The sequence below is a fragment of the Pseudonocardia adelaidensis genome (genome assembly GCF_039543345.1).
GTDB classification, from domain to species: Bacteria; Actinomycetota; Actinomycetes; order Mycobacteriales; family Pseudonocardiaceae; genus Pseudonocardia; species Pseudonocardia adelaidensis.
The window spans coordinates 301,938-316,356 of record NZ_BAABJO010000005.1 but is presented as its reverse complement, the minus strand read 5'-3'; the positions used below and the strand labels follow the sequence as shown (position 1 = coordinate 316,356).

Genomic DNA, 14,419 nt, shown 5'->3' with positions numbered 1-14,419 from the left:
GTCACGACCGGGTGGTCGCCGCCACCACCGTCCGGGCCGGCCGGTACGGCACCGCGACGACCTCGCCGCCCCACGAGCGGACCAGCGGGGTCTCCGGCAGCTCGGCGGGATCGTGGTCGCCGCCCTTCACCCACAGGTCCGGGCGCAGGGCGCCCAGGGCCCGGCGCGGGTCGTCGGCGTCGAACACGGCGACGGCGTCCACGCAGTCCAGCGCGGCCAGCGCGGCGATGCGTTCCGCGAGCGGCACCCCGGGGCCCGAGCCACCCGTCCGGCGGCGCACGGACTCGTCGGAGTTGACGAGCACCAGCAGGCAGTCGCCGAGGGCGCGCGCGGCCTCGAGGGTGGCGGTGTGGCCGGTGTGGAGCTCGTCGAACGAGCCGCCTGCCGCCACCACCGTGCCGCCGCGCTCGCGAACCCGCCGCGCCAGCCGGGCCGCGGCGTCCAGCCCGCTGGGCGCGGCCGGGCGCGGCACGTCCGCGTCGACGGGCTGCAGCCAGCGGTCGCCCGCCCGCCGCACGGCGGCGCCGCCCCCGCGCGCGACGAACCCGGCAGCGCCCAGCACGGCCTCGGTGACCGCCTCGTCGATGGTCGCCCCGGCGGCGAGCGCGGCGGCGACGCCGCCCGCGAAGTGGGCGCCCGCGCCGCACGGGTCGGCCTCGTCGACCGCGGGGGCCGGCGCGGCGGAGCAGGCGCCGTGCCGGTGGCGCACGACCGCCCCACCACTGCCCATCGTGATGGTGACGGCGCGCGCGTCCCACCGCCCGAGCAGCCGGGCGGCCAGCTCCAGCGCCGCCGGGGCGCCCGATCCCGCGACCGGTTCACCACCCGCCGCGCCGCGCGCCTCGGCGAGGTTCGGCGTCACGACGGTGGCTCCGGGCACCGGCTCCGGCCCGCGCGGGTGCGGGTCCCACACGACGGGCACGTGCCGGGCGAGCGGCCGCGCGAGCGCCGCCCGCACGTCCGGGTCGGCCGCGACGCCGCGGCCGTAGTCGGCCACCAGCCACGCGCCCGCGGCGGCGAGCGCGGCCTCCAGCTCGAGGTCCGCGGCGAAGCCGGGCCCCGGCTCGCCCCGCCCGCGGTCCGTGCGCAGCATGGACCGCCCGCCGGAGCGCAGCCGGCACTTGACGGCGGTGCCGCCCGCGGACGGCCCCGCCACCACGTCGACAGCGCCGTCGAGCAGCCCGCGCAGCCGCCGTCCCGGCTCGTCGTCCTCCAGGGCCGTGACCAGGCGCACCGGGATGCCGCGACCGGCCACCAGCGCGGCCGCGAGGCCGGCGCCGCCGGGCCGGGCCTGCTCCCCCTCGACGGCGAGAACCGGGGCCGGGGCGTCCGGGCACAGCCGGTCGACGCTGCCCTCCACGTCGATGTCGAGCAGGGTGTCCCCGACCACCACGACCCGCCGGTTCCGCCGCCCGGCTCGCCCGGGCCTCACGACGCGCTCCCGACGACGTCGCGGGCCTGCAGGGTCCGGTCCGGCACGGTGGTGGGCGACTCCAGGTGGTAGGCGCCCGACGGCAGGATCCCGGCGCCCCCGGCCACGGCCATCACCCGCTGCTGGGCGAGCACGTCCTCGCCGCAGTGGGCCTCGGGCAGGTCGCGCCAGAAACCGAACCCGCCCACCGACTCGAGGACCCGCCGGTCGTAGAGCACGCACCCGCCGATCCACGCGATCTTGTAGGCGAGCCAGCGCTCCCCCGGCCGCAGGTGCTCGCGCGCGAGGTGCACGGGGTTGGCCGCGTTGTGCAGCGTCCAGCGCTCCCACGCGGCCGTGCCCGGCTCGATCCGTTCCGGCTCCGGCCTGCCGGTCCACCGCTCGAACGGCACGAGCTCGGCGGGCCGGTGGTCGTCGAGGTAGGACAGGCCCTGCACCGCCGCGCCGACGAGGCCGCACCCCAGCGCCACGACCGCCTCGTGCAGCCGCCCGACGGCACCCGGCTCGAGCCACACGTCGTCGTCGAGGAACAGCACGTACCGGGCGCCGGAGCGGGCCAGCAGGGACGCCCGGTGCTCGGCCAGGCCGCGCCGGGGCAGGTGCCGGACCGTCCGGACCGGGTGCCCGGACGCGCGCAGGGCGCGCAGCATCGTCTGCGCGGGCGCCGTGTCGTAGGACGGCCGCCCGTGCGACTGGTCGCTCACCGCCAGGCCGAACGGGTGCTCCTGCGCCGCCAGCCCGGCCAGCGTGGTCGCCAGCTCGACGGGCCGGTCGCAGGTGGGCACCAGCACGTCCAGCTCGGGCTTCGCCGCACGCGCGCTCATCGCCTGCCACCCGCCTTGATCCGGCCGACGATCGCGGTCGTGGAGTGGTCGGACAGGTAGTCGAGCACCCGCACCTCGCCGCCGAGGCGCTCGACGATCGGGGTCTCGGGCAGCATCTGGGGGGTGTAGTCGCCGCCCTTCGTGTAGACGTCCGGGCGCACGGCCTCGATCAGCCCGGCGGGCGTGTCCTCGGAGAACGAGGTCACCAGGTCGACGCACTCGATCGCGCCCACCACGCCGGCCCGGTCCTCCAGTGGGTTCACCGGCCGGTCCGGGCCCTTGAGCCGCGACACGCTCTCGTCGTCGTTGAGCGCGACGACCAGCACGTCGCCGAGCGCGCGGGCCTGCCGCAGGTACGCGACGTGGCCGCGGTGCAGCACGTCGAAGCAGCCGTTGGTGAACACGATCCGGCTGCCCCGGCGCCGGTGCTCGGCGAGGATCGCGAGCAGGTCCCTGTGCTCGAGCAGGCCACCGCGGTCGCGGGCCGCCAGCCGCGCGGTCAGGGCACCGGCCGAGCAGACCGCGGTGCCGTCCTGCCCCACCACCACGTCGGCCGCGCACTGGGCGAGGACCAGTGCCTCCTCGGCGCCGGTGCCGGCGGCGAGCGCGGCCGTCAGGGCCGCGGTGAAGGTGTCGCCCGCGCCGCACGCCCGGGACTCCGGGCCGGGGCGGGCGGTCGTGCGCTGCGCCGGTGCCGTCGGGTCGGCCGGCAGCCGGACGGCGCCGTCCACGTCGAGCGTGACGACGACGTCGCCGCCCCCGGCGGCCGCCACCAGGTCGGCGCGGCGGTTCAGCACCCACGCGAGCCTGCGCCCGGCTCCGACCGGCTCCTCGCCGCCGATCAGGGTGGCGGCCTCCGCCGCGTTCGGCGTCACGAGGTCGGGGTGCAGCGCCGCCCAGCCGTCGCCGGCCCGGGTGTCCACCACGAGCAGCGGGATCCGCGGCCGCAGCCGCCGCACCGCATCGCGCACCTCGGTGCCGACGGCCCCGAGGCCGTAGTCGGCCACGAGCACGGCGTCGACCGGGTCGGCGCCGTCCTGGTCGAGGACCGCCTCCAGCGCCGCCACCAGCGCGCCCGCGGTCGCCGGCCGGGGCGGGTGCTCCGGTCCGGCGTCGTAGCGCGCGAGCGGCTGGCCGCCCGACACCAGCCGGCGCTTCACGGCGGTGGCGCGCCCCTCCTCGGTGACGCAGTGCGCCGTGCGCACCCCGGCCTCGTGCAGGAGGCCGCGCAGGGGCGCCGCGTCGGCGTCGTCGCCGAGCACGGCCACGAGGTCGACGCGGGCGCCGAGCGCCGCGAGGTTGACCGCGGCGTTCCCGGCCCCGCCCGCGGCGATGCGCGTCTCGGCGAGCTCGACGACCGGCACCGGGCCGTCGCGGCCGAGCCGGCGCGCCGGGCCGGAGAGCCAGCCGTCGAGCAGCGCGTCGCCCACGACGACGACGCGCGGGGCGCGTTCGGTGATGCGACCGGCGAGCGCGGCCGGGGCCGGGGCCGCGGCGGTCAGGTCGATCAGGGGGGCGCTCACGTGGTCGACGGAACGCGTCGCCATCGATCCTCCTCTCGGTGGCCCGAGCGGGGCTCGGGGGACGGGTCTGGGGACACGAGGCCGAGCGCTGCCGCGGCGACATCACCCGCGGGCACGTCGAGGCACTCGTGGTGGAACGGGCACTGCAGCTGCCGGCACGGGGCGCACGGGACGTCCCGGCCCAGCAGCGCGGCCGGCGTGCTGCGCGGCCGCAGGTCGGTGGGGCGCTCGGTGCCGGCGTAGGTGACGGCCACCGGGGTGCGCACCGCGTCGGCGATGTGCATGCCGCCGGAGTTGTTGGTGACCGCCACGGCAGCCGTGGCGAGCAGGGCGGTGAAGACGGGCAGCGGCACCGGCGGCACGGGCGTGACGCCCGGGTGGGCGCCGGTGAAGTCGACGCGTTCCACGAGCGGCGCCTCCGCGGCGGAGCCCGCCACCAGCACCGGCAGCCCGGCCCGCGCGAGCTGCGCCGCCGCCGCGCCGAACCGCTCGGCGGGGTAGCGTCGCGCCGCGCACGACGCACCGGGTGCGAGCAGCGCGAACCGTCCCGCGGACGTCAGCTCGGCCGCCAGCTCGGCCGCCGCCCGGGCCGCGTCGGCGGGCACCCGGAGGGAGGTCTCCCGCCCGCGATGGGGCACGCCGATCGCGGCGAGCAGGTGCAGCGCGCGGTCGACCTGGTGCGTGGTGTCCGGCGGCGGGGTCACCCAGTGCGTGGCCACCGCGCCGCCGAACTCCCGCGAGTGCACGACGCGCGTGCCGATCCCGGCGAGCAGGCCCAGGTGGGCCACCGGCCACGGCGACTGGGAGAACGAGGTGAGCACGAGCAGCAGGTCGTAGCGGCCTGCGGTGAGCCGCTCCAGCAGCTCCCGCTCCGCGGCGGCGTCCGCGGCGGGGTCGTTCGCGGCGCCGGGCAGCTGCTGCCAGGACGCGGAGACCGCCACCACGCCGTCCAGCTCGGGGATCATCGGCGCGACCGCGGCACCGACCGGGGACGCGAGCAGCTCGATCCGCGCGTCCGGCGCGGCCGCGCGCAGCGCACGCAGGGCCGGCGTGGTCGTGACGACGTCGCCGATGTTGTCGGCGCGCACCACGAGGATGCGCCGCGCCGCGGCCACGTCCACCGGCCCGCCGCGGTCGGCACCGGGGTGCCTGCCGGGCGCCGGGCCCATGCCCACGTCGGTCACGGCCATGAGGGCTCCGTGGAGGCGCACACCACCAGCTCGCGCACCTCGCAGCCGTCCGGGCGGGTGAGCGCGTAGAGCACGGCGTCGGCCACCTCGGCGGGGTCGTTCAGCTGCGCGTCCGGCCCGGGCTTGTACTGCTCGGGGCGGCCGTCGAAGAACGCCGTGTCCATGCCGCCCGGCACGAGCAGCGTGACGCCGACCTCACCGGCCAGCTCGGCCGCGAGGGCCCGGGTCATCCCGACCACGCCGAACTTCGACGCGCAGTAGGCCGATGCGTCCGGGAGGGCGCGGATGCCGAGGGTGGAGGCGACGGTGACGACGCGGCCGCGGTTCGCTCTCAGCGCCGGGAGCGCCGCCCGGATCACGGCTGCGGTGCCGAGCAGGTTCACCCCGACCACGCGCTCCCACTCCTCGGCGGGGACGTCGGCGAGGGCGCCGCAGCGGTCCGTGCCCGCCGCGGTGACGACGGCGTCGAGGCCGCCCGCGGTGGCGAGGAGCTCGCGGATCGCGGCCTCGCTGCCGCGCCCGTCGGAGAGGTCGACGGTGGTGGACGGGGCGGCACCGAGCTCCGGGCCCGGCTCGACCGGCACCCGGTCGAGCAGCAGCGGCCTGCCCCCCGCCGCGGCGACGGCGCGGGCGACCGCGCGGCCGAGGCCGGAGGCGGCGCCGGTGACGAGAACGGTGCCGACGGGGCGCGGGGCCCGGGCGGCGGTGGCGGGAGCGGGGAGGGTGCTGGTCACGGGGATCCTTCCTTCGAGTCCCCGGCCGATCTCCCGGCCGGGACGGGGACGCGGGGCGCGGCCGGGGCGGGCCCGGGCGGGGTGGGCCCGGGCGGGGTGGGTAGCGCCGCCGGCACCAGCCGGTTCAGCGCGGCCACGACCTCCTCGGGTGCCACGCGGGACAGGCACGGGTGGCCCGGCACCGGGCACACCCGGGCGCGGGAGCCGCGACAGGGGGCGTCCTGGTCGCCGAGCAGCACGTGCGGGACCCGGTAGGGCCGCCACCGGACGGGCGGCACGACGGGGGCGAACAGCGAGACGACCGGGGTCCCGACCGCGGCGGCGAGGTGGGCCGCGCCGGTGTTGCCGGCCACCAGGGCCGACGCGCTGGCGAGCACGCCGGCGAGCTGGGCGAGGTCGGTGCGCCCGCCCAGGTCGAGGCAGCGGCCATGGCGGTGGCCGGCGGCCACCGCGGCGGTGAGGTCCCGCTCCCCCGGTCCGCCCGTGACGACGACGGGCGTCCCGGCGTCGGTGAGCAGTCGCGCGGCGCGGCGGTGCAGCTCGACGGGCCAGCGGCGGGCGGACACGGTGGCCCCGGGGTGGAGCACGACGTAGGGGCGGCGGTGCAGCGGTCCCAGCAGGGCCCGGACGCCGGGCGGGCGGCGTACCGCGAGCCGCCCGTCGTCGCCCGCCGGGAGCCGGAACCCGGCCGCGGCGGCGATCGCGAGGGCGCGGTCGGGCTCCGGGATGTCCTCGGGCAGGTCGTCACCCGGGCCGTCACCGGGGCGCAACCGGACGTCGAGCAGCGCGCCCGGGTAGTCGGCCGACGCCCCGGTGATCCGGCCGACCCCGGCCAGCCGCAAGAGCAGCGCGGTCGGCAGCGGCGACTGGTGGAACGACGTGAGCACGACGGCCGCGTCGAACGCGTGGCCGGCGAGGGTCGCGACGATCCCGTCCAGGTCCGGGCGGGTCACCGGCGGTGCCGGGTCCACGATCCACGGGCTCGCCCACTCCAGCACCCGGCGCACGCCGGGCAGGAGCCGGGCGGCCGGGGCACCTGCGGGCCCGCACAGCACGGACACCTCCGCGTCGGCGGCGACGGCGCGCACGGCGGGGCCGGCGAGCAGCACGTCACCCACCGCGTCGAGGCGGACCACCAGCACCCGGCGGGTCATCGGGCCACCTCCGGCACGCGCCCACCGAGGAGGTGCCGCGCGGCGGCCACGAGGTCGGGCCGCACGACGGGCGCGGCGGCGACCTCCTCGGGCCGGGTCACCGGGGTCGGCACGAGGACCGAGCCCGCCCCGGCCGCGGCGGCGGCCTCGACGTCGGCGCCGATGTCGCCGATCACGACCACCCGCTCCGGCGCGACGCCGAGCTCCCGCGCGGCCGCCAGCACCATGCCGGGCCGGGGCTTGCGGCAGGCGCAGCCGTCCTCCGGTCCGTGCGGGCAGAGCCGCCAGACGTCGAACGGCCCGAGCAGCGCGTCGACCCTCCGGTTCACCGCGTCCGCCTGCTCGGCGGTGATGAGCCCGCGGGCGATGCCGGACTGGTTGGTGACGACGCCCAGGGGTATCCCCGCGGCGCGCAGCAGCCGGAGGGCCGCCGCGGCGCCCACCGCAGGCCGGACCCGGCCCGGGTCCCCGTTGTAGGGCACGTCGACGACGAGGGTGCCGTCCCGGTCGAACAGGACGGCCCCGGGCACGTCGTGGGTGGTCGCACAGGTGACGATCACGTCGGAGGACTGTCCGACCCTGCTGCCGGTAAACCGCCGCGCCCCGCACTACTACTGCCCGTAACAGCTACTACTCCACGTAGTTCCCCTCTGGCCAGGAGGACCGCCGCCAGGGGATCATCGTCCTGTGATCGAGCCCACTCCACGGTTACCGTGGGGCGCGCGGGGTGTCGGCCGGCCCCCGGATCCGGGGCCATTGAGGGAGAGGGGGCGCGATGGGGGCATTCCCGTCCGACCTGGCGATCGCGAAGAGCGCCACGCTGCAGCCGCTGGAGGACATCGCCGCGGGGATGGGGATCGGGCCGCACCTGGTCACGCCGTACGGCCGCGAGGTCGCGAAGATCGAGCTCGCCGCGATCGACGCGCTGGCCGACCGGCCGAAGGCCAAGTACGTGGTGGTCTCGGCCATCACGCCGACCCCGCTGGGCGAGGGCAAGACCACCACCACGGTGGGCCTCGGCCAGGCGATGCGGCACATCGGCAGGCGCGCCACCGTCGCGATCCGGCAGCCCTCGATGGGCCCGACGTTCGGCATCAAGGGCGGCGCAGCGGGTGGCGGCTACTCGCAGGTGGTGCCGATGGAGACGCTCAACCTGCACCTCACCGGCGACTTCCACGCCGTCACCGAGGCACACAACATGCTGTCCGCCCTCCTCGACAACCACATGTTCCAGGGCAACGCGCTGGGCATCGACCAGCACAACATCACCTGGCGGCGGGTGCTGGACGTCAACGACCGCGTGCTGCGGAACGTGATCGTCGGTCTCGGCTCGAAGACGGACGGCGTCCCCCGCCAGACCGGGTTCGACATCACGGCGGCCTCGGAGGTGATGGCGATCTTCGCGCTGGCCCGCTCGGTGCCGGAGCTGCGCGAGCGACTCGGCCGGATCGTGGTGGCCTACACCGGTGACGGCAAGCCCGTCACGGCCGAGGACATCGGCGGCGCGGGCGCGATGGCCGTGATCATGCGCGACGCGCTGCGCCCCAACCTCCTCCAGACGCTCGAGAACACCCCCGTGCTGGTGCACGCCGGCCCGTTCGGCAACATCGCGCACGGCAACTCGTCGGTGGTCGCCGACCTGATCGGGATCCACGCGGGCGAGTTCCTGATCACCGAGGCCGGGTTCGGCGCCGACATGGGCGCCGAGCGGTTCTTCAACATCAAGTGCCGCGCGTCGGGCCTGCGTCCGGACGCCGCCGTCGTCGTCGCGACCGTGCGGGCGCTCAAGGCGCACTCCGGGCGGTTCCGGATCGTGGCCGGCAAGCCGCTGCCCGCGGAGCTGCTCGCGGAGAACCCCGACGACGTGCACGCCGGTGCCGCAAACCTGCGCAAGCAGATCGAGAACATCCGGCTGCACGGCGTGTCCCCGGTCGTGGCGATCAACGCCTTCCCGGACGACCACCCGAGCGAGCACGCCGCCATCGCCGAGATCGCCGCGTCGGTCGGGGCCCGTTCGGCCGTCTGCACCCACTTCGCCGACGGCGGGCGCGGCGCCGCCGAGCTCGCCCAGGCGGTGGCCGAGGCCGCGGAGGAGCCGTCGGACTTCCGGTTCCTCTACCCCGACGATGCCCCGCTCCGGGAGAAGATCGAGACCGTTGCACGGCGCGTCTACGGCGCCGACGGCGTCGACTACGACCTCGTCGCCTCCCGCCAGATCGACTCCTACGAGCGCAACGGGTTCGGCAACCTGCCCGTCTGCATCGCGAAGACCCACCTGTCGATCTCCTCGGACGCCTCGCTGAAGGGCGCGCCCACCGGATGGCGCCTGCCGGTGCGGGAGGTGCGGGCCTCCGTCGGAGCCGGGTTCATCTACCCGATCTGCGGCGACATGCGCACGATGCCCGGTCTGGGCGCCGACCCGGCGGCGCACCGCATCGACCTGGACGCGAACGGCGAGATCGTCAACCTCTCCTGAGCGCAGGCCGCACACCAATCCGGTGTGCCCGCGGGGCGCCGGGGTACCCCGGTGGCATGGCCGAGCCCGAACCCGACGAACCCGCCGAACGCAGCGCAGTGGAGTCCGCGCGGCCCTCGATCGGCCGCCGGGACGAGCCCGACGCCATCCGCCCGGACACCGAGGAGGACCGGCCGCACCGCACCCTCCCGCCCGGGCCGGAGGAGGAGGCCGGCACCGGCGACGAGCCGGACGCCCCCCGTCCCGCCGAGACGCCCGCCCCCGAGCAGTGAGCGCGGCGTACGCCTGCCCGGCACCGGGTACGAACCGGACATGTCGCCCACCGTTGTCGTGTTCGCCCCCTCGCCACTGCTCACCGTCACGCTCGAAGAGCGCGCGGGCCGGCCCGACATCCACGTCCACGCCGGTGGGCAGGGGGTGTGGCAGGCGCGGATGATCTCGGCGTTCGACGTGCCGGTGGTGCTGTGCGCCGCGCTCGGGGGCGAGCCGGGCGACGTGCTCGCACACCTGCTGCCGGGTGAGGGCGTGCAGTTGCGCGCGGTGCGGGTGCAGGCGCGCAACGGCGGGTACGTGCACGACCGGCGGACCGGGAGCCGATCGCCGAGGCGCCCGGCGAGCCGCTGGACCGCCACGAGCAGGACGAGCTCTACGAGCTGGTGCTCCGGGAGGGGCTGCGGCACGGCACGGCGCTCCTCGCCGGACCGAACTCCGACGAGGTGATCCCGGTGTCGCTGTACCGGCGGCTCGCCACCGACCTCGACGCCAACGGGTGCCGGGTGGCCGCCGACCTCTCGGGGGAGCGGCTGGACGCGGTCCTCGCCGGGGAGCCGGTGGTGCTGAAGGTGAGCCACGAGGAGCTCATCGCCGACGGGCGGGCGGAGAGCGCCGACCCGGCCGACCTGGTGGCCGCCATGAAGCAGTTGCGGGACCGGGGTTCGGGCACCGTGATCGTCTCCCGGGCGGCGGAGCCCGCGCTCGCGCTCCCCGCCGACACCGGCTCCGAGGTCCTGGAGATCCACGTGCCGCCGCTGCAGCCCGCGGAGCCGCGGGGCGCGGGCGACTCCATGACGGCCGGCGTGGTCGCCGCGCTGGTGCGCGGCCTGCCGGTCCGGGAGGCGCTGCGCACCGGGGCGGCCTGCGGCGCGCTGAACGTCGTCCGCCGGGGGCTCGGCACCGGCGGTGCGGACGCGGTCCACGCACTGGCCGAGCGGGTCGAACTGGTCGAGTGGAAGGGCTGAACGGTGCGTGCACTGGTGACGAACGACGACGGCATCGACTCCCCCGGCCTCGCCGCGCTGACCCGGCTGGCCGTCGGCGCCGGGCTCGACGTCGTCGTGGCCGCTCCCGCCGAGCAGTCCAGCGGCGCGAGCGCCGCGATCACGGCCGTGCGCGACGAGGGCCGCACGCTCATGGAGCGCCGCGAGCTGCCCGAGCACGCCGGGGTGCCCGCGTGGGCGGTGCGGGCCCAGCCGGGCCACATCGTGGTCGCGGCGCTCACCGGCTGGCTGGACCCGGTGCCCGACCTCGTGCTGTCGGGCATCAACCACGGCGCCAACGTCGGGCGCGCCGTGCTGCACTCCGGCACCGTCGGCGCGATCCTCACCGCCGCCGTGCACGACGTGCGCGGCCTCGCCGTGAGCCTCGACGTCGCGCTGCGGCCCACCGGCGAGCGCACCTGGGGCGCCGCCGACGACCTCTTCCCCCGCGTGCTGGAGCTCCTGCTCGACGCCCCGCCGGGCACCTCGCTCTCGCTGAACGTGCCCGACCGGCCGGGGGCCGAGCACCGGGAGCTGCGCCACGCGCGGCTCGCCGAGTTCGGCGCCGTCCAGGCGCGCGTCGACGAGGTGGCGGACGGCGGGCTGCGCCTGGGCGAGGTCGAGGTCGGCACCGCACCCGAGGAGGGCACCGACGGCGCCCTCCTCGCCGCGGGGCATCCGACGCTCACCGCGCTGCGCTCGGTCGCGGAGGACGTGGGGCGCCTGGTGCCCGACCGGCTCGCGCGGTCGGAGCGCGTCCGCGGCTGAGCCCGGCGGGGGCGCCCGCCGGGCCTGCCGCGTCAGGCGGCGGTCGGCTTGCGGACGGCGTGGACGGCGGCGTCGACCGCCCGGCACAGCATGTGCAGGGCGGCGAGGTGGCACTCCTGGACGGTGGCGGTGTCACCGGGCAGGCACACGGCGGAGTCGCAGGCGTCCGCCAGCGGGTTCGGGCCCGGCCCCGTGACGGCCCAGCGCGTCGCTCCTGCGCCGGCCGCCGCGGCGGCCGCGGCGAGGAGGTTGGGGCTGCGGCCGCTGGTCGAGAACAGCAGCACGACGTCGCCCGGGCGGGCGTGTGCCCGCACCTGCCGCGCGTAGACCTGCTCGAAGCCGTAGTCGTTGCCGATCGCGGTGACGCTCGAGGTGTCGGCGTGCAGTGCGATCGCGGCGAGCGGGCAGCGTTCCCCGTCGAACCGGCCGACGAGCTCGGCGCTGAGGTGCTGGGCCTCCGCGGCGCTGCCCCCGTTCCCGGCGGCGAGCAGGCGGCCACCCGCCAGCAGGCGCCCCGCGAGGTCGGTGCCCCATCCGCTGAGGGTCGGGGCGGCGGCGCGCAGGGCGGGCAGCGCGGCGGCGAGCCGGTCGACGTGGGTGCCGAGCAGGTCCGCCACCCCGCCCGGGTGGGTGGTGCCCGGCCTTGTGGTGCCCGGGCTTGTGGTGCCCGGGCTTGTGGTGCGCAGCGGGGACGCCGTCGCCTGCGGGCTCACGACCGCACCCCCGCCGACTCCGGCACGGCCGACAGCTGCGCGCGCCGGGCACGGGCGGCGACGACCTCGCCGTACACGTGCGCGGTGGCCGCGGCCACGCGTTCCCAGTCGTAGCGGGCGAGGACGCGGTCGCGGCCCGCGATCCCGAAGGCGGCGCCCATGGTCGGCGAGGCGATCACGTCGCGCAGGGCGGCGGCGAGGGCGTCGGGCCGGCGTGGCGGCACGAGCAGGCCGGTGACCTGGTCGACGACGGTGTCCTGGATGCCGCCCACGGAGCTCGCCACGACCGGCCGCCCGCAGGCCATCGCTTCCAGGGGCACGATGCCGAACGGCTCGTACCACGGCACGCACACCACCGCGTCGGCCGAGCGCAGCAACGCGGGCACGTCGCCGCGGGCCACCGGCCCGACCAGCCGGACGCGGTCGGCCACCCCGGCGCGCCGCGCGCACTCCTGCAGCCGGGCCGCGTCGGGGTCGCCATCCCCCTCGCCGCCCGCGATCACGAGCTCGGCGGCGGGGACGCGGCGCAGCGCGTCGATCACCTCGTCGATGCCCTTGCGGCGCACGAGGCGGCCCAGCGACAGCAGCCGCGGGCGATCGCCGCGCGGGGCGGCCGGGCCGTCGGGCGTGAACCGCGTCGTGTCGACCCCGCACGGGACGACCGTCATCCGGCGGCGCGGCGCACCCATCCGGGCCAGCTCGAACACCTCGTCGGTGCAGGTGGCGAGCACGCGGTCGGCCTGGCGGGCCACCGCGAGCTCGGCGCGGACCCGGCCGTCCGGGCTCGTGTCGTCGGCGCCCTGGTGGCGGCGCTTCACGCTGCCCAGCGCGTGGAAGGTCTGCACCACGGGGAAGCGACCGCGCGCGGCGGCGAGGGCGACCATCCCGGACATCCAGAAGTGGCCGTGCACGATGTCCGGCGGGTCCGCCGTCCAGGCGTCGTCGAGCACCTGCGTGAACGCGGGCAGGTGCGGCACCAGCTCGTCCTTCGGCACGAACCGGGCCGGGCCTGCGGCGACGTGACGCACCACCACGCCGGGCCGCACGGGCACGGCGTCGGGCAGGGCGTCGTCGTCGCGGCGGGTCCACACGGTGATCTCGTGCCCCATCTCCGCGAGGGCGGAGCTGAGCTCCAGGACGTGGACGTTCTGCCCGCCGGCGTCGGCGCCCCCGAGCGCCGCGAGCGGGCTCGCGTGCTCGGAGACCATCGCGATGCGCATGCGGATCAGCTCCTTCCGTTCGTGACGGCCGCGGCCGGGACGCGGGCCGCCGGACGTTCGGTCACGTCCGCGAGCAGCGAGTCCCAGCGGGAGAGGAATCGGTCGAGCCCGTACCGGGCCAGTGCGTGGGCGCGGGCACCGGCGCCCAGGCGGCGGGCGAGCTCCGGCTCGGCCGCGAGCGCGCGCAGCGCCCGGTCGAGCCGTTCGGGGTCGGTGGAGCAGCAGCCCGCCTCGGACGGCACCGCTTCGGCCGCCTCCGTCGTGCCGAGCGCCACCACGGGCATCCCGAGGTGCATCGCCTCGATGAGCGACAGCCCCAGTGACGTCCACCGCGGCGTGTGCAGGTAGACGCGCCTGCGGGCCATCTCGGTGTGCATCCGGTGCTGCGGGAGGTCACCGCATTCGCGGACGCGCCCACCGGTGCCGAGTGCGGCGTCCAGCCCCGCGGTGCCGATCCCGAACACGTGCAGCGGCAGCGTGCGGGCGAAGCGCGGCAGCAGGTCGGTGCCGGTGATCCGCCCGCGCCGCAGCGGCTCGTTCACCGCGACGGCGGCGGCCGGCAGCTCACCGGTGTAGCGGTGCCCGGGATCGACGATGCCGTGCTCCACCACGGCGGTGCGCGTGCTGCCCGCGTCCCACATCAGCCGGTTGAAGTGCGTGACGTGGACCAGCAGGACGTCGTCGCGGTCGGCGACCGGGTGCCGGCTGGTGGCCGCGTGCTCGCGTGGCGTGTTGTGCTCCAGGTACACGGCGGGCAGGTCCCGACCTGGGGTCCTGCGCAGCCACCGCTGCGCGAGCTCGAACTCCTCGGGCCGCTGCAGCACGACGACGTCGACATCGGCGTCGACCAGCTCGTCGGGCGACATCTCGACCGCCGACGGGGGCCAGTCCCACGCCGCCGGGCGCCCCCCGCCGAACGGGCCGCGCTCCGGGAGCGTCGGGAGCAGGTAGCGGTGCCGGCCCTGGACGAACGCCGTCGTCCACGAGCCGTGCACGTGCCATACGAGGATGTTCACCCTCCTCGGTTTGGCCGATCGCCGACGCTCAAAACGCTCTTCGCCGAACCGCTACTCTCCGGAGTGATGAACTACGGACGGTAATGGTGGGTGCTCGGGCCCGCGCGGGTACG

At 77.3% G+C, this 14,419-nt stretch carries 15 protein-coding genes; 5 read left to right on the top strand and 10 right to left on the bottom strand.

Features of this window, described 5'->3' with window-relative positions; genetic code table 11:
• Position 1 precedes the first annotated feature (1 nt).
• Genes ABEA81_RS08920 through ABEA81_RS08890 form a run of 7 tightly spaced genes read right to left on the bottom strand, consistent with a single transcriptional unit; the run spans position 2 to position 7,417 of the window.
• Entirely contained in the window at positions 2-1,432 is a 1,431-nt protein-coding gene (locus ABEA81_RS08920; RefSeq protein WP_345604389.1) for a PfkB family carbohydrate kinase, read from the bottom strand.
• Positions 1,429-2,256: a glycosyltransferase family 2 protein gene (locus ABEA81_RS08915; protein WP_345604388.1), complete on the bottom strand. Its 828-nt coding sequence runs from the start codon at positions 2,254-2,256 to the stop codon at positions 1,429-1,431. The genes ABEA81_RS08920 and ABEA81_RS08915 overlap by 4 nt, the downstream gene beginning before the upstream one ends.
• Positions 2,253-3,803 carry a D-glycero-beta-D-manno-heptose 1-phosphate adenylyltransferase gene (gene rfaE2, locus ABEA81_RS08910; protein ID WP_345604387.1) on the bottom strand — a complete coding sequence of 517 codons (1,551 nt, stop codon included), beginning with the start codon at positions 3,801-3,803 and terminating at the stop codon, positions 2,253-2,255. Before rfaE2 ends, ABEA81_RS08915 begins: the two co-directional genes overlap by 4 nt.
• Positions 3,776-4,969 carry a glycosyltransferase family 9 protein gene (locus ABEA81_RS08905; RefSeq protein ID WP_345604386.1) on the bottom strand — a complete coding sequence of 398 codons (1,194 nt, stop codon included), beginning with the start codon at positions 4,967-4,969 and terminating at the stop codon, positions 3,776-3,778. The genes rfaE2 and ABEA81_RS08905 overlap by 28 nt, the downstream gene beginning before the upstream one ends.
• Entirely contained in the window at positions 4,960-5,703 is a 744-nt protein-coding gene (locus ABEA81_RS08900) for an SDR family oxidoreductase (RefSeq protein ID WP_345604385.1), read from the bottom strand. The genes ABEA81_RS08905 and ABEA81_RS08900 overlap by 10 nt, the downstream gene beginning before the upstream one ends.
• Positions 5,700-6,857, bottom strand: a complete 1,158-nt coding sequence (locus tag ABEA81_RS08895) for a glycosyltransferase family 9 protein (RefSeq protein ID WP_345604384.1) — start codon at positions 6,855-6,857, stop codon at positions 5,700-5,702. Before ABEA81_RS08895 ends, ABEA81_RS08900 begins: the two co-directional genes overlap by 4 nt.
• On the bottom strand, positions 6,854-7,417 hold the full coding sequence (locus ABEA81_RS08890) for a D-glycero-alpha-D-manno-heptose-1,7-bisphosphate 7-phosphatase (protein ID WP_345604383.1): 564 nt from the start codon (positions 7,415-7,417) through the stop codon (positions 6,854-6,856). The genes ABEA81_RS08895 and ABEA81_RS08890 overlap by 4 nt, the downstream gene beginning before the upstream one ends.
• A 215-nt stretch (positions 7,418-7,632) precedes the next feature.
• Here ABEA81_RS08890 and ABEA81_RS08885 point away from each other — a divergent pair, with 215 nt between their 5' ends.
• From ABEA81_RS08885 to surE, 5 genes are read left to right on the top strand one after another with little or no spacing between them, the layout of a single operon-like run.
• Positions 7,633-9,333 (top strand): formate--tetrahydrofolate ligase, encoded by a 1,701-nt coding sequence (locus ABEA81_RS08885; protein WP_345604382.1) that lies wholly within the window; start codon positions 7,633-7,635, stop codon positions 9,331-9,333.
• Between the two features lie 56 nt (positions 9,334-9,389).
• The gene (locus ABEA81_RS08880) at positions 9,390-9,605 is read left to right on the top strand and encodes a hypothetical protein (protein ID WP_345604381.1); all 216 of its coding nucleotides are present in this window, start codon (positions 9,390-9,392) and stop codon (positions 9,603-9,605) included.
• Between the two features lie 40 nt (positions 9,606-9,645).
• Positions 9,646-10,053 (top strand): 1-phosphofructokinase family hexose kinase, encoded by a 408-nt coding sequence (locus tag ABEA81_RS08875; RefSeq protein ID WP_345604380.1) that lies wholly within the window; start codon positions 9,646-9,648, stop codon positions 10,051-10,053.
• Positions 9,990-10,571, top strand: coding sequence for a PfkB family carbohydrate kinase (locus tag ABEA81_RS08870; protein WP_345604379.1), 582 nt, complete (start codon positions 9,990-9,992; stop codon positions 10,569-10,571). Before ABEA81_RS08875 ends, ABEA81_RS08870 begins: the two co-directional genes overlap by 64 nt.
• Before the next feature lie 15 nt (positions 10,572-10,586).
• Positions 10,587-11,357, top strand: coding sequence for a 5'/3'-nucleotidase SurE (gene surE, locus ABEA81_RS08865; protein ID WP_345604378.1), 771 nt, complete (start codon positions 10,587-10,589; stop codon positions 11,355-11,357).
• A 32-nt stretch (positions 11,358-11,389) separates the two neighbouring features.
• Here surE and ABEA81_RS08860 read toward each other — a convergent pair whose 3' ends face one another.
• From ABEA81_RS08860 to ABEA81_RS08850, 3 genes are all read right to left on the bottom strand, one after another.
• On the bottom strand, positions 11,390-11,965 hold the full coding sequence (locus ABEA81_RS08860; RefSeq protein ID WP_345604426.1) for a D-sedoheptulose-7-phosphate isomerase: 576 nt from the start codon (positions 11,963-11,965) through the stop codon (positions 11,390-11,392).
• Positions 11,966-12,066: 101 nt separating this feature from the next.
• A complete protein-coding gene (locus ABEA81_RS08855) occupies positions 12,067-13,290 on the bottom strand; it encodes a glycosyltransferase (protein ID WP_345604377.1) in 1,224 nt (407 codons plus the stop codon).
• 5 nt (positions 13,291-13,295) lie between these two features.
• A complete protein-coding gene (locus ABEA81_RS08850) occupies positions 13,296-14,306 on the bottom strand; it encodes a glycosyltransferase (protein WP_345604376.1) in 1,011 nt (336 codons plus the stop codon).
• Positions 14,307-14,419 lie beyond the last annotated feature (113 nt).

What these genes read in the sequence shown, in the direction of transcription:
- ABEA81_RS08915 (WP_345604388.1), bottom strand. Translation starts at nt 2,256, where the DNA reads ATGAGCGCGCGTGCGGCGAAGCCCGAGCTGGACGTGCTGGTGCCCACC.
- rfaE2 (WP_345604387.1), bottom strand. Translation starts at nt 3,803, where the DNA reads ATGGCGACGCGTTCCGTCGACCACGTGAGCGCCCCCCTGATCGACCTG.
- ABEA81_RS08905 (WP_345604386.1), bottom strand. Translation starts at nt 4,969, where the DNA reads ATGGCCGTGACCGACGTGGGCATGGGCCCGGCGCCCGGCAGGCACCCC.
- ABEA81_RS08895 (WP_345604384.1), bottom strand. Translation starts at nt 6,857, where the DNA reads ATGACCCGCCGGGTGCTGGTGGTCCGCCTCGACGCGGTGGGTGACGTG.
- ABEA81_RS08885 (WP_345604382.1), top strand. Translation starts at nt 7,633, where the DNA reads ATGGGGGCATTCCCGTCCGACCTGGCGATCGCGAAGAGCGCCACGCTG.
- ABEA81_RS08880 (WP_345604381.1), top strand. Translation starts at nt 9,390, where the DNA reads ATGGCCGAGCCCGAACCCGACGAACCCGCCGAACGCAGCGCAGTGGAG.
- ABEA81_RS08875 (WP_345604380.1), top strand. Translation starts at nt 9,646, where the DNA reads ATGTCGCCCACCGTTGTCGTGTTCGCCCCCTCGCCACTGCTCACCGTC.
- ABEA81_RS08855 (WP_345604377.1), bottom strand. Translation starts at nt 13,290, where the DNA reads ATGCGCATCGCGATGGTCTCCGAGCACGCGAGCCCGCTCGCGGCGCTC.